The organism is Kitasatospora sp. cg17-2, assembly GCF_054031055.1.
This window is the reverse complement of sequence record NZ_CM132923.1, coordinates 6590524-6612162: the sequence shown is the minus strand read 5'-3', so window position 1 is coordinate 6612162 and position 21639 is coordinate 6590524. Positions and strand designations below refer to the sequence as shown.

Annotated in this window: 18 protein-coding genes; 6 read left to right on the top strand and 12 right to left on the bottom strand. The window is 73.4% G+C overall.

All coding sequences use genetic code 11. From position 1 onward, the window contains the following. The first annotated feature begins 332 nt into the window (after positions 1–332). Positions 333–1232 carry a sensor histidine kinase gene (locus ACW14Y_RS27805; protein ID WP_380308426.1) on the top strand — a complete coding sequence of 300 codons (900 nt, stop codon included), beginning with the start codon at positions 333–335 and terminating at the stop codon, positions 1230–1232. Between the two features lie 132 nt (positions 1233–1364). Beyond that, positions 1365–2021, top strand: coding sequence for a response regulator (locus ACW14Y_RS27800; protein WP_380308424.1), 657 nt, complete (start codon positions 1365–1367; stop codon positions 2019–2021). Positions 2022–2125: 104 nt separating this feature from the next. On the opposite strand, the gene ACW14Y_RS27795 is transcribed toward ACW14Y_RS27800, so the two are convergent. After that, a complete protein-coding gene (locus tag ACW14Y_RS27795; RefSeq protein ID WP_456983700.1) occupies positions 2126–2395 on the bottom strand; it encodes a hypothetical protein in 270 nt (89 codons plus the stop codon). 200 nt (positions 2396–2595) lie between these two features. After that, positions 2596–3618, bottom strand: coding sequence for a medium chain dehydrogenase/reductase family protein (locus tag ACW14Y_RS27790; protein ID WP_402724546.1), 1023 nt, complete (start codon positions 3616–3618; stop codon positions 2596–2598). A 170-nt stretch (positions 3619–3788) separates the two neighbouring features. Here ACW14Y_RS27790 and ACW14Y_RS27785 point away from each other — a divergent pair, with 170 nt between their 5' ends. Next, positions 3789–4418, top strand: a complete 630-nt coding sequence (locus tag ACW14Y_RS27785) for a TetR/AcrR family transcriptional regulator (RefSeq protein ID WP_380385169.1) — start codon at positions 3789–3791, stop codon at positions 4416–4418. Positions 4419–4788: 370 nt separating this feature from the next. Here the strand turns inward: ACW14Y_RS27785 and ACW14Y_RS27780 are convergent, their stop codons facing one another. Then, positions 4789–5496: a DUF4386 domain-containing protein gene (locus ACW14Y_RS27780; protein WP_380308420.1), complete on the bottom strand. Its 708-nt coding sequence runs from the start codon at positions 5494–5496 to the stop codon at positions 4789–4791. 213 nt (positions 5497–5709) lie between these two features. Here ACW14Y_RS27780 and ACW14Y_RS27775 point away from each other — a divergent pair, with 213 nt between their 5' ends. After that, a complete protein-coding gene (locus ACW14Y_RS27775) occupies positions 5710–6147 on the top strand; it encodes a MarR family winged helix-turn-helix transcriptional regulator (RefSeq protein WP_231978555.1) in 438 nt (145 codons plus the stop codon). Positions 6148–6274: 127 nt separating this feature from the next. Here the strand turns inward: ACW14Y_RS27775 and ACW14Y_RS27770 are convergent, their stop codons facing one another. From ACW14Y_RS27770 to ACW14Y_RS27760, 3 genes are all read right to left on the bottom strand, one after another. Then, on the bottom strand, positions 6275–7468 hold the full coding sequence (locus ACW14Y_RS27770; RefSeq protein ID WP_380308418.1) for an RtcB family protein: 1194 nt from the start codon (positions 7466–7468) through the stop codon (positions 6275–6277). Between the two features lie 454 nt (positions 7469–7922). After that, positions 7923–9290, bottom strand: a complete 1368-nt coding sequence (locus tag ACW14Y_RS27765) for a M16 family metallopeptidase (RefSeq protein ID WP_380308440.1) — start codon at positions 9288–9290, stop codon at positions 7923–7925. A 20-nt stretch (positions 9291–9310) separates the two neighbouring features. Then, positions 9311–10669, bottom strand: coding sequence for a M16 family metallopeptidase (locus ACW14Y_RS27760; RefSeq protein WP_266274363.1), 1359 nt, complete (start codon positions 10667–10669; stop codon positions 9311–9313). A 263-nt stretch (positions 10670–10932) separates the two neighbouring features. On the opposite strand from ACW14Y_RS27760, the gene ACW14Y_RS27755 reads away from it, so the two are divergent. After that, positions 10933–13383: a DNA gyrase/topoisomerase IV subunit A gene (locus ACW14Y_RS27755; protein WP_380308416.1), complete on the top strand. Its 2451-nt coding sequence runs from the start codon at positions 10933–10935 to the stop codon at positions 13381–13383. A 213-nt stretch (positions 13384–13596) separates the two neighbouring features. Further along, a complete protein-coding gene (locus ACW14Y_RS27750) occupies positions 13597–14505 on the top strand; it encodes a sucrase ferredoxin (RefSeq protein ID WP_380313149.1) in 909 nt (302 codons plus the stop codon). 104 nt (positions 14506–14609) lie between these two features. On the opposite strand, the gene ACW14Y_RS27745 is transcribed toward ACW14Y_RS27750, so the two are convergent. The 6 genes from ACW14Y_RS27745 to ACW14Y_RS27720 form a co-directional block, all read right to left on the bottom strand. Next, a complete protein-coding gene (locus ACW14Y_RS27745) occupies positions 14610–16373 on the bottom strand; it encodes a solute symporter family protein (RefSeq protein WP_380385172.1) in 1764 nt (587 codons plus the stop codon). Further along, complete coding sequence (locus tag ACW14Y_RS27740; RefSeq protein WP_380385175.1) at positions 16370–16855, bottom strand: DUF485 domain-containing protein; 486 nt, start codon at positions 16853–16855, stop codon at positions 16370–16372. The genes ACW14Y_RS27745 and ACW14Y_RS27740 overlap by 4 nt, the downstream gene beginning before the upstream one ends. 123 nt (positions 16856–16978) lie before the next feature. Next, positions 16979–17695 carry a response regulator gene (locus tag ACW14Y_RS27735; protein ID WP_456983697.1) on the bottom strand — a complete coding sequence of 239 codons (717 nt, stop codon included), beginning with the start codon at positions 17693–17695 and terminating at the stop codon, positions 16979–16981. Next, the gene (locus tag ACW14Y_RS27730; protein WP_380310852.1) at positions 17692–18858 is read right to left on the bottom strand and encodes a sensor histidine kinase; all 1167 of its coding nucleotides are present in this window, start codon (positions 18856–18858) and stop codon (positions 17692–17694) included. The genes ACW14Y_RS27735 and ACW14Y_RS27730 overlap by 4 nt, the downstream gene beginning before the upstream one ends. Before the next feature lie 30 nt (positions 18859–18888). Further along, positions 18889–19374 carry a DUF1453 domain-containing protein gene (locus tag ACW14Y_RS27725; RefSeq protein WP_456983696.1) on the bottom strand — a complete coding sequence of 162 codons (486 nt, stop codon included), beginning with the start codon at positions 19372–19374 and terminating at the stop codon, positions 18889–18891. 150 nt (positions 19375–19524) lie between these two features. After that, positions 19525–21636, bottom strand: coding sequence for a DNA gyrase/topoisomerase IV subunit B (locus tag ACW14Y_RS27720; protein WP_380310856.1), 2112 nt, complete (start codon positions 21634–21636; stop codon positions 19525–19527). Positions 21637–21639: the final 3 nt, after the last annotated feature.

Sequence of the window (21639 nt, the reverse complement as noted above, 5' to 3'; positions counted from 1 at the left end):
GCCGGCGGGGCGCCGCGCGCCTCGTTCGCCGGTCTCGCTCGTGGCCCGACTCCATGAGGGTAAGTGCTCACTCACATGGGTGCAACCAAGTGTCCGAATCCGTCACCGCCCCCTCCCCCACCCGGCCCTCCCACCCTTGCGCCCTGTGCAACCACGCCCCTAAGGTCTTGTCCCGGGTGGATTGGGATCACGGCATGGAAACGAACGACGGACCGATACTCAGAGGTCCGCCGTGCCTGTTTTCGGACATGCCCGAGGAATTCCATTTCCCCGCGCCAGGAACGCCCGTGCACAGTGGGTAAGACGCGAGCGACGGGGGGATCTCAGGAACCATGCTGGACCAGATACTCAAATCCTCCGGCAGGGCCGACCGAAGACCGACCAGCCTGGCCGTGAGCGGCGTCGGAGCGCTCGCTACGCGCGGTGAACGGAACACCTCCGACCGGATCGGTCGGCTGGTGAACTCCCTGCTCGGGCTGGTCACCGGCCAAGGCGCGGCCGGCCTGCCGCCGGCGCAGCCACGCCCCCGACCGGCCGCCGCGCCGGTCGACGAAGCGGAGTCCGGCTGTCCGGCCGCCGCCGCCCGACTCGACGAACGCCGCCGTGTCCGCAGGGAGTTGCACGACTCGCTGGCACCCAGACTGGCCGCCCTGCACATGCGCATGGAACTCGCCGGTCTCAACCTGACCGACGACACCGACCAGGCCCCGGCCCTGCTGGCCCAGGCCCGGGAGGACGTCAGCACCGCGATCGCGGATGTCCGACAGGTGATCCGGGACCTCGACACCTCCGAGCCCCGGACCGTCGCCACCACTGGCACACTGCGCCAGTTCCTGCACCGGCAGGCCCTCGCCTTCGAGGAGGCCGGCGCCGGCCGGCTCCGGGTCGTCACCGAGCTCCCGGCCGTCCTGGACGATTTTCCGACACGTGTCCAGAAAGAATTGAAGAACATCTCCGGCGAGGCCGTCGCCAATGTCGTCCGGCATGCCCGGGCAACGTTCTGCCGCATCTCCGCGTCGATCGGCCCCGAGGGCCTCGTGCTTTCCATCGAGGACGATGGGATCGGCATTTCCGGCGACGCGGTCGGCGGAATCGGACTTCCTTCGATGTGCCTGCGCACCAGAGAACTCGGCGGCTTTTTCTCGATCGGGACCAGGGCCCCGCACGGCACCGTGGTCCGGGTCCGACTGCCGCACTCGGCGCTCGTCGACGGTACCCACCGGCTCGACTGACCCGCCCTCGCCCCTCTCTCCCCCGCCCCCGGCGGCCACGGACTCCGTGCCCGACCGACCCGTGCCGTTTCCCTGCGACCCCGCGCGCCCACCGAGTTGACCGTGTTCCCTCACCCTCCCCTAGGAGCCCCCATGGATCCGGCCGTACCTCGAAACCTCCGCATCCTGGTCGTCGACGACCATGAGCTGTTCCGGGCGGGTTTGCGCCAACTCCTCGACCGGATCGACTCACTGACGGTGGTGGGCGAGGCCTCCAGCGGGGCCGACGTGCTCTCCGCGGTGGAGCGGCTCGCGCCGGACGTGGTTCTGATGGACATCAGCATGCCCGGCACCGACGGCATCGAGGCGACCAGGACGCTGCTCGCCCGCCACCCCCGGGTGGCGGTGGTGATGCTGACGGCCGACGACAACGACGAGTCCATCGTCTCGGCGGTCCGCGCGGGCGCGCGGGGCTACCTGGTCAAGGGCGCGGGTCTGGACGACGTCCGCCGGGCGATCACCGCGGTCAGCCAGGGCGGGGCGCTGTTCGGCCCGGAGGCCGCCGCCCACCTGCTGGCCCAGGTGCGCCGGCCGGCTCCGGAGCGCGAGCCGTTCCCCGATCTGACCCCCCGGGAGATGGCGGTGCTGACCATGCTGGCCGACGGCCGCAACAACGCGCACATCGCCAACGAGTTCGGGCTCTCCATGAAGACGGTGCGCAACTACCTCTCCCGGATCTTCAGCAAGCTCCAGGTGGCCGACCGCGCCGAGGCCGCCGTCCGGGCCCGGCGGGCCGGGCTCGGCAGCTAGGGCCCGTGCTTCTCCGGATCACGCCGGGCGGCCGGCCCCGCCCGATCACTCCCCGGGCCCGGGCCGGTCGACAGGACGGCCCGGGCCGGGCCGCGGGGGCCCGGTCAGCGCTCCAGCAGCTGCGCCCAGAGCTCCTCCTCGCGCCGGCTCAGCGGTTCGACCGGCGCCGAGGTCCGTTCCGGGTGCCATTCCGGCACCCCCACCGGAGGCAGCACGTCCTCCGGCTTCCGCACCCCCGGCAGGGCGGAGGGCGAGGTCATCGCGCCCATCGCCAGACCGAGCCAGATCAGCCCGTCCGCCAGGTAGCGGCCGCCCCGCCGCATCCAGCGGCGCAGCAGCAGACGGCGGTGGGCACGGCGCAGGGCGGTTCGCATCGGGGAGCCTCCGACGGGACGGCAACGGGGGGAAGCGTGCTACCGCCATCCTGCGGACCCGCCGTCCCACCGTCATGGGTCGGGAATCCCCAACACGCTGGGAACCTTTCCTGCCCCGTCCCCGGCCGCCGCCCCCCTGACCGGGGACAGGAGTACGGCGGCCCGGGCGCGCCCCGTGCCCTGGAGGCGCGCCCCTTCGGTCAGGCCGCGGCCGGGACGAGCACGATCTTCCCGGTGATCGCGGCGGTCTCCATCGCCCGGTGCGCGTCCGCCGCCTCCTCCAGCGGCATCGTGCGGCCCACCCGCGGCTTGACCAGGCCCTTCTGCAGCAGCTCCAGCACGGTCGCGAGGTCCTGCTGGTACGCGGCCGGGTGGGACTTCTCCAGGCTCCAGGCGTTGTAGAACAGCGTCCGCTTGCCGTCCGGGACCAGCTTCGGCAGCACGATGCCGCCCAGGAAGCCCTGGGCGCCGGTCAGCAGGTCCCGCTGGTTGCCGCGCAGCGCGGCGTTCTGGCCGAAGCCGACCATCACGCCGCCGCGCCGCACCGCCTGGTACGAGCGGAGGAAGTGCGGGCCGCCGATCGGGTCGAACACCGCGTCCACCGCGCCGCCCGGCAGGCCGCGCACCACCCGGCGGAAGTCCTCGGCGTCCCGGTCGATCGGACGGCCGCCGAGCGCCCGCACCTGGTCGGCCCGGGCGGCGGAGCAGGTCCCGTAGACGGTGACCCCGGCGAGCGCGGCCAGCTCCAGGAAGGCGGTGCCGACGCCGCCGGACGCGCCGTGCACCAGGACGGTGCCGCCCTGCCGGACCTCGGCCACCCGGTGCAGCATCTGCTGGGCGATGAAGTAGTTCAGCGACAGCGCCGAGGCCTCCACCGGGTCCACGCCCTCGGGCAGCGGAACCAGCCGATTGGCGGCCACCAGCGCGTACTCCGCGTAGCCGCCGCTGCGCACCAACGCGACCACCCGGGTGCCCGGTTCGGGGGCCCTGGTGCCCGGTCCGACCTGGTCCACCACCCCCACCAGGTCGTATCCGGGGGTGAAGGGCCGCTTGGGCCCGCCGGGGATCACGCCGGCACGGAGCAGAATGTCACCGTAGGAGACGCCGGCGGCGAGCACCCGGACCCGGACCTGGCCGACGGCCGGTGCCGGGAGTTCGTCGCTGGACAGCCTCAGGACCTCGGCTCCGCCGAGCCTCGGCACACTCACATGGCGGTACCTCATCGTGGCCTCCGCAGTATGGGGGGATGTCGTGATGGGAGTGGCGCCGGTCCTCCGCGGGGGGCGGGTACGGGAGGCGGTCGCCGCCGCACCGTTCCCTGCCCCCGTATTTTTATATAGACTGAGTGTACAATGAATGTGATAGCACCCGCCTCAGGAGACGTCAACAGCCCATGAGCCCACGCCAGTACCGAGCCGGCCAACGCCAGGTAGCCGCCGAACAGACCCGCACCCGCATTCTGGAGGCGGCCTGCGAGCTGCTCACCGGGGAGAAGGGCCCGGCCTCGTTCAGCATGGACGCCGTCGCCAAGACCGCCGGAGTGGCGCGGATGACCGTCTACTACCAGTTCGACTCGAAGACCGGCCTGCTGGAGGCACTCTTCGACGATCTGGCCCAGCGCGGCGGAATGGCCAGGATGCCCGCCGCGTTCATGGCCCCCAGCGGTCGCGAGGCGCTCACCGCGCTGCTCGACGTGCTGAACGGCTTCTACGCCTCCGGCCGGGTCGCCCTGCGCCGGCTGCGGGGCCTGGGAATCCTCGACCCGGAGCTCGACACCGCGCTGCAGAGCCGCAGCGAGCGGCGGCGCGGCGGCCTCCAGGTGGTCCTGAACCGGCTGCTCGCCGACCGGGACGCCGAGGTCGACGAGGCCGGGCTCGACGAGCTGGTGGAGATGCTGTTCATGCTGACCAGCTTCGAGACCTTCGACCTGCTGGCCGGGCCCGGCGGCGAGAGCGATCCGGTCGCCCGCCGCGTCGAGGAGCTGATTCTCGCCGTTCTCGACCGCCGTCTCGCGGCGGCCTGACAGCCGGGCGGCTCCCGCGCCCATGACTCACGGGTCCGTCGAACGGACCCCTTTCACCCGCGCCACTCCCGCACCACGCGCGTCCGCCCCCCCGGAGCGCACCGAACCGCACCACCCCGTCGGCCGGCGACCCCCCTCCGGTCGCCGTACGACGGTAGGCGGCGCGGCGGCCTTCCTCCCCAGGACACCGCCGCGCCGCCCTCCCTTTTCCTCACGAGCCCTGCGGCCCGCTCGGTAGCGACCGGTCCGCCGCGCCTCCCGGCGCCGCGCCCCGCCGCCCGCCCCCGACCGGGACGGCCCCACCCCCGGAGCACCACCAACGGGGGGTCCGGGCCGTCACCGCGCCGGAGCAGTCGGAATTCCGGGTCCGTCAGGCCAGGTCGGCCTCGGCACCCGCCGTGCGGCGCGGACGCTGCTTGGGCAGGATCACGCTGGCCGCGATGAGCCAGATCAGGCCGCCGAAGCGGGCGATCGGCAGGAAGAAGCCGAGGCTGGTGTTGAGCAGGGCCAGGGTGCCGAGCACGCCGATCCCGGCGAGCACCAGGCCGGCCCAGGCGAAGCCCTTCGGCCCGAAGCCGAGCAGCAGCATCGGCACGGCCACGCCGGCCAGCATCACGCCGAAGGGCACCACGTGCCCCGGCCCGCCGGAGGCGAAGGTCAGGTCGGCCAGCGAACGGGCCAGCGGGGCGTCGCCGAGGTCCCCGGAGCGGGAGGCGGCCCAGACGGTGAGGCCGCACAGCGCCATCGACGCGGCGGAGAGCACCCCGGACACCAGCGCGATGCCGGGGCCGGGGGCGGTGACGCCCAGGCGGCGCAGCCGCTGGTAGACGATCGCGGCCCAGACCGCGAGCGGCAGCGAGGCACCGAACTGCAGCGTTCCGGCCACCTTGGCGGCGGTCGCGTGGTCCTTGTAGTAGGCGAGGGTGTCGGCCGCCGAATCGGTGGGCAGCGGTGTCTGCCGCGCCAGCACGATGGACACCACCATCAGCGCCGCGAACGCCACGGCGGGCAGCAGCAAGGGGGGACCTGACTGCTGTCGCCGGGCGGAGGCGGCCGGCACCGCAGATGTCGTGGTCATGAGGGGCACTCCAGTCGAAAACGGGTCGATGGGTGGTCCGGAGGCCGACGACGGACAGGTCGGCACCGACGCCGGTAGTTCCTTGTCCAGAATAGTTCACTCGGGGACATCATTGTCCACTGGTATCGTGTTTCCATGACCGAATCTCCCGACCGCGCCCCGTCGCCCCATTCGGGACCGCAGGGAGCCCAAGTCGCATTTCTGCTGTCCCAGTTGGGTGAGCACGCCTCGCAGGCCTTCGCCCGGCGGGTCGCCGAGCTCGATCTCACCCCGGCCCAGGCGGGCCTGCTCCGGGCGGTCAGCCTGGCCCCCGGCCAGCACCAGCAGGAACTCGCACGACGGCTCGGCATGTCGCCGAGCCGGTTCGTCGCCTTCATCGACGCCATCGAGGAACGCGGACTGGTCGAGCGCCGCCGCAACCCCAAGGACCGCCGGTTCCAGGACCTCTACCTCGCGCCCAAGGGCGAGGAGGCGATGCGCGGGCTCGCCGAGGCGGCGCTCGCCCACGAGGAGGCCCTCTGCACCGGCCTCGACCCGCAGGAACGTATCGCCCTGGCCGGACTGCTGCGCCGGATCGCCGAGGCGCAGCAGCTCACCGCCGGGGTGCACCCCGGCTACCGGCGGCTGAACCCCCGGCGCGACAGCGTCTGAACGGCCGGCCCGGCACGGGCGGAACCCCCGGAACGGGCCGAACCCCCGACACTCGCGAAAGCCCCCGGGCACGCGAAAGCCCCCGGCCGACGGCCGGGGGCTTCCCGCGACGGGCGCCGGAGGGCGCTCAGCCCTTGACGCAGACCACCTGCTTCAGGTGCGCCACGACCTCGACGAGGTCCCGCTGCTGCTCGATCACCTTCTCGATCGACTTGTAGGCGCCCGGGATCTCGTCCACCACCCCGGCGTCCTTGCGGCACTCCACGCCCGCGGTCTGCTCGACCAGGTCGCTGGTGCTGAACCGCTTCTTCGCGGCGGTGCGGCTCATCTTCCGGCCGGCGCCGTGCGAGGCCGAGTTGAACGAGGCCTCGTTGCCCAGCCCGCGCACGATGTACGACCCGGTGCCCATCGAGCCCGGAATGATCCCGTAGTCACCGGCCCCGGCCCGGATCGCGCCCTTGCGGGTGACCAGCAGGTCGACGCCGTCGTAGCGCTCCTCCGCGACGTAGTTGTGGTGGCAGCTGATCACCTGGTCGAAGGCGACCTTCGCCCGGGGGAACTCGCGCCGGACCACGTCCTGGAACAGCGCCATCATCAGCGCCCGGTTGCGCTTGGCGTACTCCTGCGCCCAGAAGAGGTCCTGCCGGTACGCGGCCATCTGCGGGGTGTCCGCGATGAACACCGCGAGGTCACGGTCGATCAGGCCCTGGTTGTGCGGCAGCGACCGGGCCACGCCCATGTGGTGCTCCGCCAGCTCCTTGCCGATGTTGCGCGAGCCCGAGTGCAGCATCAGCCAGACCGCGCCGGTGTCGTCGACGCACACCTCGATGAAGTGGTTGCCGCCGCCGAGCGTCGCCATCTGCTGCGCCGCCCGGTCCTTGCGCCACTTCACCTCGGACGCGACCCCGTCGAACCGCTGCCAGAAGTCGTCCCAGCCACCGGTCGGGGCGCCGTGCAGCTTGCCCGGGTCGACCGGGTCGCTGTGCAGACCGCGCCCGACCGGGATGGTCCGCTCGATCTGCGAGCGCAGCCGCGACAGGTCGTCCGGCAGGTCCTTCGCGGTGAGCGAGGTCTTCACCGCGCTCATCCCGCAGCCGATGTCCACGCCGACCGCGGCCGGGCAGACGGCGCCGCGCATGGCGATCACCGAACCCACGGTCGCGCCCTTGCCCAGGTGGACGTCGGGCATCACGGCGAGCCCGTGCAGCCAGGGCAGCGAGCTGATGTTGCGCAGCTGCTGCATGGCCTGGCCCTCGACGGTGGCCGGGTCGGTCCACATCCGGATCGGAGTCCGGACGCCGGGTACCTCGGTGTACGACATGGTTCAACGACCTCCTGGGGTCGGACGGTTCAAGCGTAGGCGGGTGCCGCGCGAAGGACCCGGCGCGGTTCGGGGACGTCAGTGGGGGCGGCGGCGCTCGGCCGACGCGGGAGCGGTGCTCAGACCGCGAAGGGGCATCGGGAGGACAGTCTCGGGGAGCACTGTCGATAGGTCTCGACCCGCATGGTGACCGCCTCCTCTCCGTGTGTGCACCGGTTGCCGGGGATATCTAGCCACGCACCGCCCCGTCCCGGCAAGGGAATTAACACCGGCCCGGCGGATCGCCGGCCCGGGAGCGGACGGCGGGCCGGCCGCACCGGAACGGGCACCGGCATCGGCGCCGGTACGGGCCCCGGCGTCGGCACCGGTACGGGCACCGGCATCGGCGCCGGTACGCGAAAGGGCCCGGTGGAGCGTCGCGACGCTCCACCGGGCCCCCGGGGTCCGGGCCGGATCAGGCCCCGATCACGGTCACCTCGCCGATGCCCAGCTCGCGCACCTGGTCCGCGAACGCCGAGGCGTCACCGACCAGGACCGTCACCAGCCGGTCCGGCGGGAAGGCGTTCACCACGGCCTCGGTGGCGGCCTCGGTCGACAGCTCGGCCAGCTGCCGGTAGACCTCCGCCTGGAAGTCGTCCGCCAGGTACTGCTCGACCTGGTCGGCCAGGGTCCCGGCCACCGAGCCCGCCGTCTCGTACTTCAGCGGCGCCACCCCGACCAGGAACTGCACCGCCTCCTCGCGCTCCGCGTCGGTGAGCCCCTCCGCGGCCAGCGTGCGCAGGATGGTCCAGGTGTCGGCCAGCGCCGGGGCGGTGGAGGCGGTGTCCACCGAGCCGCTGATCGCCAGCATGGCGCGCCCGCTGCCGTCCGGGGCCGAGCGCAGCGGCTGCGCGAACGCCCGCACGCCGTAGGTGTAGCCCTTCTCCTCCCGCAGCACCCGGTCCAGCCGGGAGGTGAGGGTGCCGCCCAGGCAGTAGGTGCCGAGGATCTGCGCGGCCCAGGCCGGGTCGTGCCGGTCCGGGCCGATCCGCCCGATCAGCAGCTGGGTCTGCACCGAACCGGGCCGGTCCACGATGATCACCCGGCCGGTGTCGTCGCCGGTCACCGGGGCGTGCGCGGCCGGCGCGGCCGGGGCGCCCTTCCAGCCGCCGAGGGTGGACTCCAGCAGGGCCGGCAGATCGGTGCCGGTGAGGTCGCCGACCACCACCACGGTGGTGGTGGCGGGCCGCACATGCCCCTCGTAGAAGGCGCGGACCGAGGCCCGGTCGATGGTCTTGACCGTCTCGGCGCTGCCCCCGCGCGGGCGGGAGAGCCGGTCGGCGGCGTCGAACAGCGAGGCGTACAGCGCCTTGGCGGCCCGGCGGGCCGGGTTGGCCTGCTCGTGCACGATCTCGTCCAGCCGGTTGGCGACCAGCCGCTCGATCTCGTCCTCCGGGAGCGCCGGGCTGCCCAGCGCGGCGGCCAGCAGGTCCAGGCCGCGGGCCAGCCGGGAGGCCGGGACCTCCAGCGAGACCCGGATGCACGGGTGGTCGGCGTGCGCGTCCAGGGTGGCGCCGGCCCGCTCCAGCTCGGCCGCGAACTCCTCGGCGGTCAGCGTGTCGGTGCCCTCGCTGAGCGCCCGGGCCAGGATCGAGGCGACGCCGTCCAGGCCCTCCGGCTCGGCGGCGAGCGGGGCGTCGAGCAGCACGTCGACGGCCACCAGCTGCTGGCCGGGGCGGTGGCAGTGCAGCACCGTGATGCCGTTGCCGAGGGCGGCGCGCTCCGGCGCCGGGAACGCCCACGGGGTGGGCGTGCCGGGCTGGGGCTGCTGGTGGAAAGTCATGGCGGGGACGTACTCGGTGCTCATACGGCGGCGCCCTCCTCGTCGGTCTCGGCGGTGGCAGCGGTGTCGGCGGCGGTGTCCTCGGCCGTGGTCGGCTCGTACACCAGGACCGCCCGGTTCTGCGGGTGCAGCCGGGCCGCGGCGACGGCCCGCACCTCCTCGGCGGTGACGTCGAGGACCTTCGGCAGGGCGTCGTTCAGCAGCTTCGGGTCGCCGAACAGCACGGCGTAGCGGCAGAGTTCGTCGGCGCGGCCGGCCACCGTGGTGAGCCGGTCCAGCCACTCGCGCTCGATCTGCGCCTGGGCGCGCTCCAGTTCGGCCGGGGTCGGGCCCTCGGCCGCGAACCGGGCCAGCTCCTCGTCGACGGCCGCCTCGATCTGCTCGACGGTGGCGTCGCCCGAGGTCTTGACGTCCAGCCAGCCCAGGCTCGGCGCGCCGGACAGCCGCAGCAGGCCGAAGCCGGCCGCGACGGCGGTGCGGTCCCGGCGGACCAGCCGGTTGTACAGCCGGCTCGACTCGCCGCTGCCGAGGACGGTCAGCGCCAGGTCGGCGGCGTCCGCCTCGCGGGTGCCGTCGTGCGGCAGCCGGTAGGCGGCCATCAGCGCGCGGGAGGGCACGTCCTCGCGGATCAGCTCGCGGATCTCCCGGCCGATGCTCTCCGGCAGGGCGCCGTCGCGCGGCGGCTGCTTGCCGTCGTGCGCGGGGATGCTGCCGAAGTACTTCTCCACCCAGGCGATCGCCTGCTCCGGGTCGATGTCGCCGACCACCGACAGCACCGCGTTGTTGGGCGCGTAGTACGTGCGGAAGAACGCCCGGGCGTCCTCCAGCGTGGCCGCGTCCAGGTCGGCCATCGAGCCGATCGGGGTGTGGTGGTAGGGGTGGCCGTCCGGGAACGACAGCGCGGTGAGCCGCTCGAACGCGGTGCCGTAGGGCACGTTGTCGTACCGCTGGCGGCGCTCGTTCTTCACCACGTCGCGCTGGTTCTCCATCGACGCGTCGTCGAGGGCGGCCAGCAGCGAGCCCATCCGGTCCGCCTCCAGCCAGAGCGCGAGCTCCAACTGGTGGGCCGGCATGGTCTCGAAGTAGTTGGTGCGCTCGAAGCTCGTGGTGCCGTTGAGCGAACCGCCGGCGCCCTGGACCAGCTCGAAGTGCCCGTTGTTGGACACGTTGGCGGACCCCTGGAACATGAGGTGCTCGAACAGGTGGGCCAGCCCGGTGCGGCCCTTCACCTCGTGCCGGGAGCCCACGTCGTACCAGAGGCAGACCGCGGCCACCGGGGTCAGGTGGTCCTCGGAGAGGACGACGCGCAGGCCATTGGCCAGGCGGTGCTCGGTGATGGCGATGCCTCGCTGCTGGGAGGCGGGGGCCGGGTTGGCCATGCGCTCGGGTCCTTCCCGTCGTCGACGTCGGGGGGTGTTCGTGTGACGTCCCCCATTGTGGTGCAACGCGCGAGCGCCGTGGATGTGTCCGCGCGGACAGGACGTTCGCCAGGGGCGGAAGAGGGGCGCTGGCCGGGACTGTCGGCGGGAGGGTCCACAATGGGGGCGCCGAGCCCTGTTGACAGCACAGCCGACAGCCCGGCGAGACCGCGCCGACGAGACGTGGACGAGAAGCAAGCGAGACGTAAGGGAGCCCCGCCGCGATGGCCCGCCGCAGTTCGCAGACCCCGCCCCCCGGAGACTTCGAGGAGCGCATCCTCGACGTCGACGTCGTGGACGAGATGCAGGGCTCGTTCCTCGAGTACGCCTACTCCGTCATCTACTCCCGGGCCCTCCCGGACGCGCGGGACGGCCTCAAGCCGGTGCACCGCCGCATCCTGTACCAGGCCAACGAGATGGGCCTGCGCCCGGAGCGCGGCCACGTCAAGTGCGCCCGCCTGGTGGGCGAGGTGATGGGCCGGCTGCACCCGCACGGTGACGCCTCCATCTACGACTCGGTCGTCCGCATGGCCCAGCCGTTCTCGATGCGGCTCCCGCTGATCGACGGCCACGGCAACTTCGGCTCGCTCGGCAACGACGACCCGCCGGCCGCCATGCGCTACACCGAGTCCCGGCTCACCGCCGCCTCGATGGCCATGGTCGAGTCGATCCACGAGGACACCGTCGACTTCGGCCCCAACTACGACGGCAGCGAGCAGGAACCGCTCGCCCTCCCCGCGGCCTTCCCCAACCTGCTGGTCAACGGCGCCACCGGGATCGCCGTCGGCATGGCCACCAACATGCCGCCGCACAACCTCTCCGAGGTCGTCGCCGCCGCCCGGCACCTGATCAAGCACCCGACCGCCGACCTCGACACCCTGATGCGGTTCGTCCCCGGCCCCGACCTGCCCACCGGCGGACGGATCGTCGGCCTCTCCGGCATCCGGGACGCCTACGAGTCCGGCCGGGGCACCTTCAAGATCCGCGCCACCACGACCGTCGAGGCCGTCACCGCCCGCCGCAAGGGCATCGTGGTCACCGAGCTGCCGTACAACGTCGGCCCGGAGAAGGTCATCTCCAAGATCAAGGACCTCGTCAACGCGAAGAAGCTCCAGGGCATCGCGGACGTCAAGGACCTCACCGACCGCGAGCACGGGCTGCGCCTCGTCATCGAGGTCAAGAACGGCTTCGTGCCCGAGGCCCTGCTGGAGCAGCTCTACAAGCTGACGCCGATGGAGGAGACCTTCGGCATCAACAACGTGGCGCTGGTCGACGGCCAGCCGCTCACCCTCGGCCTCAAGGAGCTGCTGGAGGTCTACGTCGACCACCGCTTCGAGGTGGTCCGCCGGCGCAGCGACTTCCGCCGCCGCAAGCGCCAGGAGCGGCTGCACCTGGTCGAGGGCCTGCTGGTCGCCCTGGTCGACATCGACGAGGTCATCGCCCTCATCCGGTCCAGCGACAACGCCGCCCAGGCCAAGGAGCGCCTGATCGAGCGCTTCTCGCTGAGCGAGACGCAGACCGCGTACATCCTCGACACCCCGCTGCGCCGGCTCACCCGCTTCGACCGGGTCGAGCTGGAGCAGGAGCAGGCCAAGCTCAACTCGGAGATCGCCGAGCTGACCGAGATCCTGGAGTCCGACACCAGGCTGCGCAGCGTGGTCTCCACCGAACTCGGCGCCGTCGCCAAGCAGTTCGGCACCGAGCGGCGCACCGTCCTGCTGGAGGCCGGGGCCGCTCCGGCCGCCTCGCTGACCGTTCCGCTGGAGGTCGCGGACGACCCGTGCCGGGTGCTGCTCTCCTCCACCGGCCTGCTCGCCCGCACCGCCGACGGCGAGCCGTTCGAGGTGTCGGAGAAGCGCGCCAAGAACGACGTGGTCGTCTCCGCGGTGCCGACCACCGCCCGTGCCGACATCGGCGTGGTCACCTCGGCCGGACGGGTCCTGCGGCTGCCGGTCATCGACCTGCCCGCGCTGCCGCCCACCCCGTCGCCGACGCTGGCCGGCGGCGCGCTGGTCACCGAGTTCCTCCGGCTGGACGACGGCGAGCGGGTGCTCGCGCTGACCACGCTGGACGAGTCCTCGCCCGGCCTGGCGCTGGGCACCGTCCAGGGCGTCGTCAAGCGGGTGGTCCCCGAATGGCCCGCCAACAAGGACGAGTTCGAGGTGATCGGGCTCAAGGAGGGCGACGAGGTGGTCGGCGCGGTCGAGCTGCGCACCGGCGAGGAGGACCTCGTCTTCATCACCTCCGACGCCCAGTTGCTGCGCTACCCCGCCGGGCAGGTCCGCCCGCAGGGCCGGCCGGCCGGCGGCATGGCCGGCGTCAAGCTGTCCGACGGCGCCCGGGTGCTCTCCTTCACCGCCGTCGACCCGGGCGTCGACGCGGTGGTCGTCTCGGTGGCCGGCGCCGCCGGCACCCTCACCGGCGAGGCCCAGTCCAGCTGGAAGGTCACCCCGTTCGAGCAGTACCCGCGCAAGGGCCGGGCCACCGGCGGGGTGCGCTGCCAGCGCTTCCTGCGCGGCGAGGACGCGCTCGCCTTCGCCTGGGCCGGTCCGGCTCCGGCCCGCGCCGCCGGCCCCAAGGGCGCACCGGTCGACCTGCCGGAGCGCGACCCGCGCCGGGACGGCTCCGGCACCCCGGTGACCAGCCCGATCAGCACCGTGGCCGGGCCCTTCTAGGGCGGGCCCGCCACCGCCGGAGGGGCGCCGACCGACCGGGTCGGCGCCCCTCCGGCGCTCCCGGCCCGGCCCGCACCGCCCGTACCGCCCGTACCGCCCGCACCCGCGCCGTCGGCCGGTGCGGGCTCGGCGTGTCGGCGGTCGGCCGGTCGGCGCTCGGCCGCACCCCCGGCGGCCGGGCCGCGGACGGGCGGCAAGGGTAGCCTTACCGCCGTGAGCACCTGTGCGACGCTGTCGCGTGAACTGTCGGAGCCGCTGGTCGCCACCGCCGCGACCGCCACCACCTGGCTGCTGGTCGAACAGACCGGCCCGTGGGGTGCCAAGGCGCTCGGCCAGAGCCACCTGGACCCGGAGGTCGGCCGCGCGCTGGACGCCGCGACCGGCGGCACCGGCGTCCGGGTCGCGCTGATCCGCCGCCCCGGCCGGCACGCGGACTGCCTGCCGACCGCCCGGCACGAGGTGGTCGTGGCGCACACCGTCCCGGCCCCCGGCCGGAGCTGGGTCCGCCGGGGCACGGTGGCGGACCCGGCGGAGCTGCTCGCCCTGGACTTCACCGCGCTGGGCGTCGGCGAGCACGGCGATTTCGGAACCCCCCACATCGGCGGCCCGATCGCCCTGGTGTGCACCAACGGCCGCCGCGACCGCTGCTGCGCCCTGCTGGGCCGCCCCCTCGCGGCCGAGCTGGCCGCCGCCGGGCACAGCGAGGTGTGGGAGGTGACGCATCTGGGCGGGCACCGCTTCTCCCCCACGATGCTGGTCCTGCCGTACGGCTACACCTACGGGCGGCTGACCGCCGAGTCGGCCAAGGAGGTGCTGGCGGCCACGGCGGCCGGCCACATGGCGCCGGAGTGGTCGCGCGGCTGTTCCGGCTGGGACCGGCCGGGCCAGGCCGCCGACCAGGCCGTGCGGCTGGTCACCGGGGAGACCCGGGCGGACGCGCTGACCCTGGCCCAGCGGGCGGACGGCGCGGGCCGCTGGCTGGTCGGCGTCCGGCACGAGGACGGCCGGTCCTGGGAGGTCGAGGTGGCCGAGGGCGTCAGCGAGCCGGCCCGGCCCGAGAGCTGCGGCAAGGCGGCGGGCACGCCGTCCCGGATGGAGGTCACCTCCCTGCGCGAGCTCTGACCGCCCCGCCCCTCGCCGACCCGGGGCGGTGAACGGCACGACCCCCGACGGGGGTCCGCCGGGGGTCGTGGAAGTCGGCCGGGGCACGGCCGGGAGCCTCGCCGTCAGGCGGCCCCGGCCCCGGTCAGGGCCCGGACCTCCAGCTCGGCGTACCGGTCCGGATCGGCCGGCTCGGGCGAGGTGAGGGTGCCGATCCACCCGGCCAGGAAGCCGAGCGGGATGGAGACGAGGCCCGGGTTCTCCAGCGGGAACCAGTGGAAGTCCACGCCGGGGAAGAGCGCCACCTTGGTACCGGACACGACCGGCGAGAAGGCCACCAGCACCACCGCCGGAATCAGCCCGCCGTACACCGACCAGACCGCGCCGCGCGGGGTGAACCGCCGCCAGAACAGGCTGTAGAGCAGCACCGGCAGGTTGGCGGAGGCGGCCACGGCGAAGGCCAGGCCGACCAGGAAGGCGACGTTGAGCTGCTGCGCGAAGAGGCTCAGCACGATCGCCACCGCGCCGATCCCGACCGCCGCGATCCGGGCGACCAGCACCTCCTGGCGCTCGGTGGTCGCCGGTGCCCCGTCCTCCGAACGCTCCGCCGCCGTTCCGGTCGCGGCCTCCGCGCCGCCGCGTGCCCGCCGGGAGGCCGGGACGAGGGCCCGTCGGCCGCGTGCCCCCCGCTCCCCGCGGCCGCCGCGCCGACGGCGGGGACGCCCCCGCCAGGCGCCCGCCCAGATGTCGTGGGCGAAGGCCGCCGAGGAGGCCAGGGTGAGCCCGGCGACCACGGCCAGGATGGTGGCGAAGGCGATCGCCGAGATCACCGCGAACAGCACCACCCCGCCGGTGGAGCCGTTGCCGCCGCCCAGCACCAGGGCGAGCAGCGGGACGGCGGTGTTGCCCGCCGCGTTGGCGTGCCGGACCTCCGCCGAGCCGACCAGCGCGGTGGCGCCGAGGCCCAGCGCGATGGCCATCAGGTAGAAGCCGCCGACCAGCCCGATCGCCCACATCGTCGAACGCCGGGCGGCCCGGGCGGTGGGCACGGTGTAGAAGCGGGAGAGGATGTGCGGCAGGCCCGCGGTGCCGAGCACCAGGGCGAGGCCGAGGCTGAAGAAGTCCAGCCGGCTGGTGAAGCTCTTGCCGTACTTCAGCCCGGGCTCCAGGTACCGCTGGCCGGCGCCGCTGTGCTGGGCCGCCTGCCGCATCAGCTCGGCGACGTCGCCGTGGAAGCGCACCAGCAGCAGCACCGTCAGCAGCACCGAACCGGCCACCAGCAGGAACGCCTTGACGATCTGGATCCAGGTGGTGGCCCGCATCCCGCCGACCGTGACGTAGACGATCATCAGACCGCCCACCGCCACGATGGTCCAGGTCCTGGCCTCGGCGCTGTTGGTGCCGAGCAGCAGGGCGACCAGACTGCCCGCGCCGACCATCTGGGCGACCAGGTAGAACAGCGTGACCACGACGCTGGCACCGCCGGCCGCGGCCCGGACCTTGCGGCGGCGCAGCCGCAGCGCCAGCACATCGGCCAGGGTGTACCGGCCGGCGTTCCTGACCAGCTCGGCGACCAGCATCAGGACGACCAGCCAGGCCACCAGGAAGCCGATGCTGTAGAGCACGCCGTCGTACCCGAACAGCGCGATCAGCCCGGCGACGCCGAGGAAGGAGGCGGCGGAGAGGTAGTCGCCGGAGAGCGCGAAGCCGTTCTGCAGCGGCGTGAAGTCGCGGCCGCCGGCGTAGAAGTCGTCGGCGCCGCCGCCGCGACGGCGACCGGCCCAGAAGGTGATCCCGAGGGTGACCAGGACGATGACGGCGAACAGCACCACGGCCAGGTCGTGGTGGTCGCCGGCGGGGGCGACGGGGGGCGGGGTGGCGGTCCTCATCGCAACTGGTCCTGGGTGTCCCAGCGCAGCGACAGGGCGGCCCGGTCGCGCTGGGTGCGGGCGTTGCGGGCGTAGAGCCAGGTCAGCAGGAAGGTCGTGGCGAACTGCAGCAGGCCGAGCAGCCAGGCCACGTTGACCGGCCCGGCGACCGGGGTGCGCATCAGCCCGGGGGCGGCGGCCTGGGCGGCCACGTAGAGCAGGTACCAGGCGAGGAACACGCCGCTGACCGGGAAGACGAAGGACCGGTAGCTGTGGCGGATCCGCTGGAAGGCCAGGCTGTTCTGGACGGAGCGGTAGACCTCGGTGCTGGCGTCGTCCGAGAGGCCGGGACCGGCCCCGGCCTGCGGTGCCGGTGGCGTCAGGGGTTCCAGGGAGGCCGGGGGCGCCGACAGCGGCGGCGCGACCGGTGGTGAGGCCGGTGCCGAGGCCCACCAGTCCACCTGTCCGCCCGGCTCTGGACTTCTCGTCTGCGGTTGTGGCACGGCTGCTCCTGGACCGGGGGGTTGTGACCCGACCCATCATGGGGTCGCCCCAACTCCCCAAACTCCCAACGCAGATACGTTCACTCGATGAGGTGATCGATGATCCGACAGACGCTCATCCGACTACTGCGGCGACCCGGTGATTCCGTGTCGGAAGGCGTACGCGACCGCTTGCGCCCGGTCCCGCACGCCGGTCTTGGCGAACAGGTTGTTGATGTGGGTCTTCACGGTGGCCGGACCGACGTACAGCCGACGGGCGATCTCGGTGTTGGAGAGGCCCTCCGCGATCAGCCCCAGCACCTCCGCCTCCCGCGCGGTCAGCCCGTCCGGCGGCTCCGCGGCCGGCGCCGCGGGCCTCGCCGGGGACGGTGCCGAGGACGGTTCCCCCGACGGCACCGGGTCGGCCGCACCCGACAGCCGCTCCAGCAGCCGGAGTTGCACCTGCGGCGAGAGCCCGGCCGCCCCCGAGCGGACGTCCGCGATCGCCCGGGCGATCTCCTCGCCGCCCGCGTCCTTGGTCAGATACCCCCGCGCCCCGGCCCGCAGCGCCGGGAACAGCGACTCGTCGTCGGCATAGGTGGTGAGCACCACGACCTCGGTGCCCGGGTACGCGGCCCGGATCCGCCGGGTCGCCTCGACGCCGTCGCACCGCGGCATCCGCAGGTCCATCAGCACCACGTCCGGACGGTGCCGCGCGACCAGCGCGACCACCTCCTCGCCGTCCGCCGCCGCACCGACCACCTCGATCCCCGGCAGCAGCCCGAGCAGCATCACGATGCCCTCGCGGACCACGGTCTGGTCGTCCGCGACCAGCACCCTGGTCACCGTCGGCCCCGTCATGCGGGCACTCGCAGCAGCACGCGCCATCCTCCCTCGTGCGGGCCCGCCAGCAGGCTGCCGCCGAGCAGTTCGGCGCGTTCGCGCATCCCCAGCAGACCGTACCCGCCCCCGCTCGCCGCCAGCCCGCCGGGCGCTCCCGCGCGTCCCGCGGCCTCGTCCCGCACCTCCAGCTCCACCTCCTCGGGCAGATAGCGCAGTTCGACGGTGCAGCGCGCGCCGGGGGCGTGTTTGCGCACATTGGTCAGTGCCTCCTGCGCCGTGCGCCGGACCGCGAGCCCCGCCTCGGCGGCCAGCGGACGCGGCATCCCGGCCACCCGGAACTCCGCGCGCTCCTGCCCGGTCAGCTCCACCAGGTAGTCGCCGACCGGGGTGAACTCGCCGCGCAGCGCCGACAGCGCCTGCCGGGTCTCGGCGAGCCCGTCCTGCGCCATCCGCCGGGCGGCCACCACCCGCTCCCGGACCTGCTCCCGGTCGGTGCCGGCGTCCAGCATCAGCCGGGCCGCCTCCAGGTGCACCAGCTGGGCGGAGAGGCTGTGCGCCAGCACGTCGTGGATCTCCCGGGCGATCCTGGCCCGTTCGGCGAGCGCCGCGCTCTCCGCCTCGGCCGCCCGCGCGGCCCGCTCCTGGACGAGCAGCCGCCGCGCCGTCCCGCGCGCCTCGACGTCCAGCCGCAGCAGGTAGCCGAGCAGCAGCAGTCCGCCGCAGGTGGCCGCGATGCTCAGGGTGCCGGCCCAGCTGACCGCCGCGTACGAGCCCAGCGAGGCCCCGGCGGTGACCAGCGCCGGACCGGGTGGCAGCCGGATCAGCGCGGTCACCGCCAGCCCGTACCAGAGCACGTCGGCGAGCAGGTAGGCGTGCCCCGCGTTGGCGAGCCAAGCGGTCGCGGACAGCCCGGCCGCCAGCGCGTACGCCGGCACCGGGCGCTGCTCCCGGCAGGCGTGCAGGAATCCGGCGACGAGCACGACCGCCACGACCAGCCCGGCGACCTCGGCCACCACGGCCCAGCCGGAGTACCGGCCGTCGGAGAAGGTCCCCCAGCAGACGGTGGTCAGCAGGGCGAGCCGGCCGAGCCCGGCGAGGATCCGCCGGGGGTGGCTGTCGGCGTCGTGCTCCAGCCCCTCGCGGGACGGCCAGCCGGTCCAGAAGCGGTCGGCCTCGACCAAGGGGGTGCCTCCTCGTACGTGCGGCGGTGGTCAGGACGTCAGGGTGACCCGCCCCAGGGGCAGGAGGGACCGCGCCCTCCAGTGCACCACGAGCGAGCGGACCAGCAGCAGCACCGCCAGGCTCAGCAGCAGCGCGCTGCTCGACTGCCGCAGGTGCAGCGCCGCCCCGAGCCCGAACAGGCCGACCCTGATCGCGACCATCCCGCCCCAGGCGGCCAGCGTGGCCCGGGTGCCCTGGGCCCAGAGCGCGCCGTCCGCGTCCCGCCACAGCCGGACGGTCCAGCCCCAGACCGAGCCCGCCGCGAGCACCGCGACCGTGCCGCAGCCGACCAGGACGACGGACCAGACGGTGTCCCGCCGGTCGATCAGCTGCGGATCCCGCAGCGCGACGACGGCGAGGACCAGCGGCAGCAGCCAGAAGCGGCGGTCGGTGTCCAGGCGCCGGGGGCGCATCTGGCGCCGGAGCACGAGCACCATCACCACGACCACGAGCGCGGCGTCGACCAGGGTGGGCATCGGGGTTCTCCGTCCGGGGAGGCTCTGTCTGACCTCCCCGACGCTACGGATCCGTCGCCCGCGGCTGATCGGAGCCGGGGTGGACCACGGGTGGAAACCGACGCGAAGGGCCCTCCACCCACGGGTGGAGGGCCCTTCCGGCGCGGACGCTCAGGCGTCGATGCGCGAGCGGTCCAGGGTGGCCGCCGAGTCCACGATGAACTCCTTGCGCGGCGCCACGTCGTTGCCCATCAGCAGGTCGAAGACCTTCTCGGCCTGGTCCAGGTCGCCCAGGTTGATCCGGCGCAGCGTGCGGTGGCGCGGGTCCATGGTGGTCTCGGCCAGCTGGTCGGCGTCCATCTCGCCGAGGCCCTTGTAGCGCTGGACCGGGTCCTTCCAGCGCAGGTTCTTGCGCTGGAACTCCAGCAGGGTGGAGCGCAGCTCGGCGTCCGAGTAGGTGTAGTGGTACTTCTCCTGGCCGCGCTTGGGGTTGGTGAGCTCGATCCGGTGCAGCGGCGGCACGGCCGCGAAGACCCGGCCCTGCTCGACCATCGGCCGCATGTACCGCTGGAACAGGGTCAGCAGCAGGCAGCGGATGTGCGAGCCGTCGACATCGGCGTCGGCCATGAAGATGACCCGGCCGTAGCGGGCCTGGTCGATGTCGAAGGTGCGGCCCGAACCGGCCCCTATCACCTGGATGATCGCCGCGCACTCGGTGTTCTTGAGCATGTCGCTCACGGACGCCTTCTGCACGTTGAGGATCTTGCCGCGGATCGGCAGCAGGGCCTGGAACTCGGAGTTGCGGGCCAGCTTGGCGGTGCCGAGCGCGGAGTCGCCCTCGACGATGAAGAGTTCGCTGCGCTCGACGTCGTCGCTGCGGCAGTCGGCCAGCTTCGCCGGCAGCGAGCTGGTCTCCAGCGCGGTCTTCCGGCGCTGGGCCTCCTTGTGCTGGCGGGCGGCGACCCGGGTGCGGGCGGCGGCCACCACCTTCTCCAGCACCGCCCGGGCCTGGACCTTCTCGTCCCGCTTGCCGGAGGTGAGGAAGGTCTTGAGCTCCTTGGCGAGGACGGCCGCGACGATCCGGTTGGCCGCCGAGGTGCCGAGCACCTCCTTGGTCTGGCCCTCGAACTGCGGCTCGGCCAGCCGGACGGTGACCACGGCGGTGAGGCCCTCGGTGGCGTCGTCCTTGGTGACGTCGTCCTCGGCGACCCGCAGCAGCTTGGTGGCCCGCAGCACCTCGTTGACGGTCTTGGCCAGCGAGCGCTCGAAACCGGTGACGTGGGTGCCGCCCTTGGGGGTGGCGATGATGTTGACGAAGGAGCGCAGCGTGGTGTCGTAACCGGTGCCCCAGCGCAGCGCGATGTCCACCCCGAGCTGCCGGGTGACCTCGGTCGGCGTCATGTGCCCGAGCTCGTCCAGGACGGGCACGGTCTCCTTGAAGGTGCCCTCGCCGTGCAGCCGCAGCACGTCGCTGATCGGCTTGTCCGGCGCCAGGAACTCGCAGAACTCGGCGATGCCGCCGTCGAAGCGGAAGGTGCTCTCGTCGACCTTCTCGCTCTCGGTGAGCCGCTCGTCACGCACGAGGATGGTCAGGCCGGGGACGAGGAAGGCGGTCTGCCGGGCCCGGTTGTGCAGGTGCTCCAGCGAGAGCTTGGCGTCCTTGAGGAAGATCTGCCGGTCCGCCCAGTAGCGGATGCGGGTACCGGTGCGGGCCTTGGGGACCTTGCGGGTCCGGCTGAGGCCGTTGGCCGCCTCGAACGGGGCGTCCGGGCCGGCCTCGGTGAAGATGCCGGGGGTACCGCGCCGGAAGCTGATCGCATGGGTGTGGCCGCTGCGGTCGACCTCGACGTCCAGCCGGGCCGAGAGCGCGTTGACCACCGAGGCGCCGACGCCGTGCAGACCGCCGGAGGCCGCGTAGGAGCCGCCGCCGAACTTGCCGCCGGCGTGCAGCTTGGTCATCACGACCTCGACGCCGGACAGCCCGGTCTTGGGCTCGACGTCGACCGGGATGCCGCGTCCGTTGTCACGGACCTCGACCGAGGAGTCCTCGTGCAGGACGACCTCGATCCGGTCGCAGTAGCCGCCCAGCGCCTCGTCCACCGAGTTGTCGATGATCTCCCAGAGGCAGTGCATCAGACCGCGGCTGTCGGTCGAGCCGATGTACATGCCGGGACGCTTGCGGACCGCCTCCAGGCCCTCCAGGACGAGCAGGTGCCGAGCGGTGTAGTTGGAACCGTCGTCGCCGGCCAGCAGAGCGGACGGCACGGTCGTTTCGGCACTCACGCG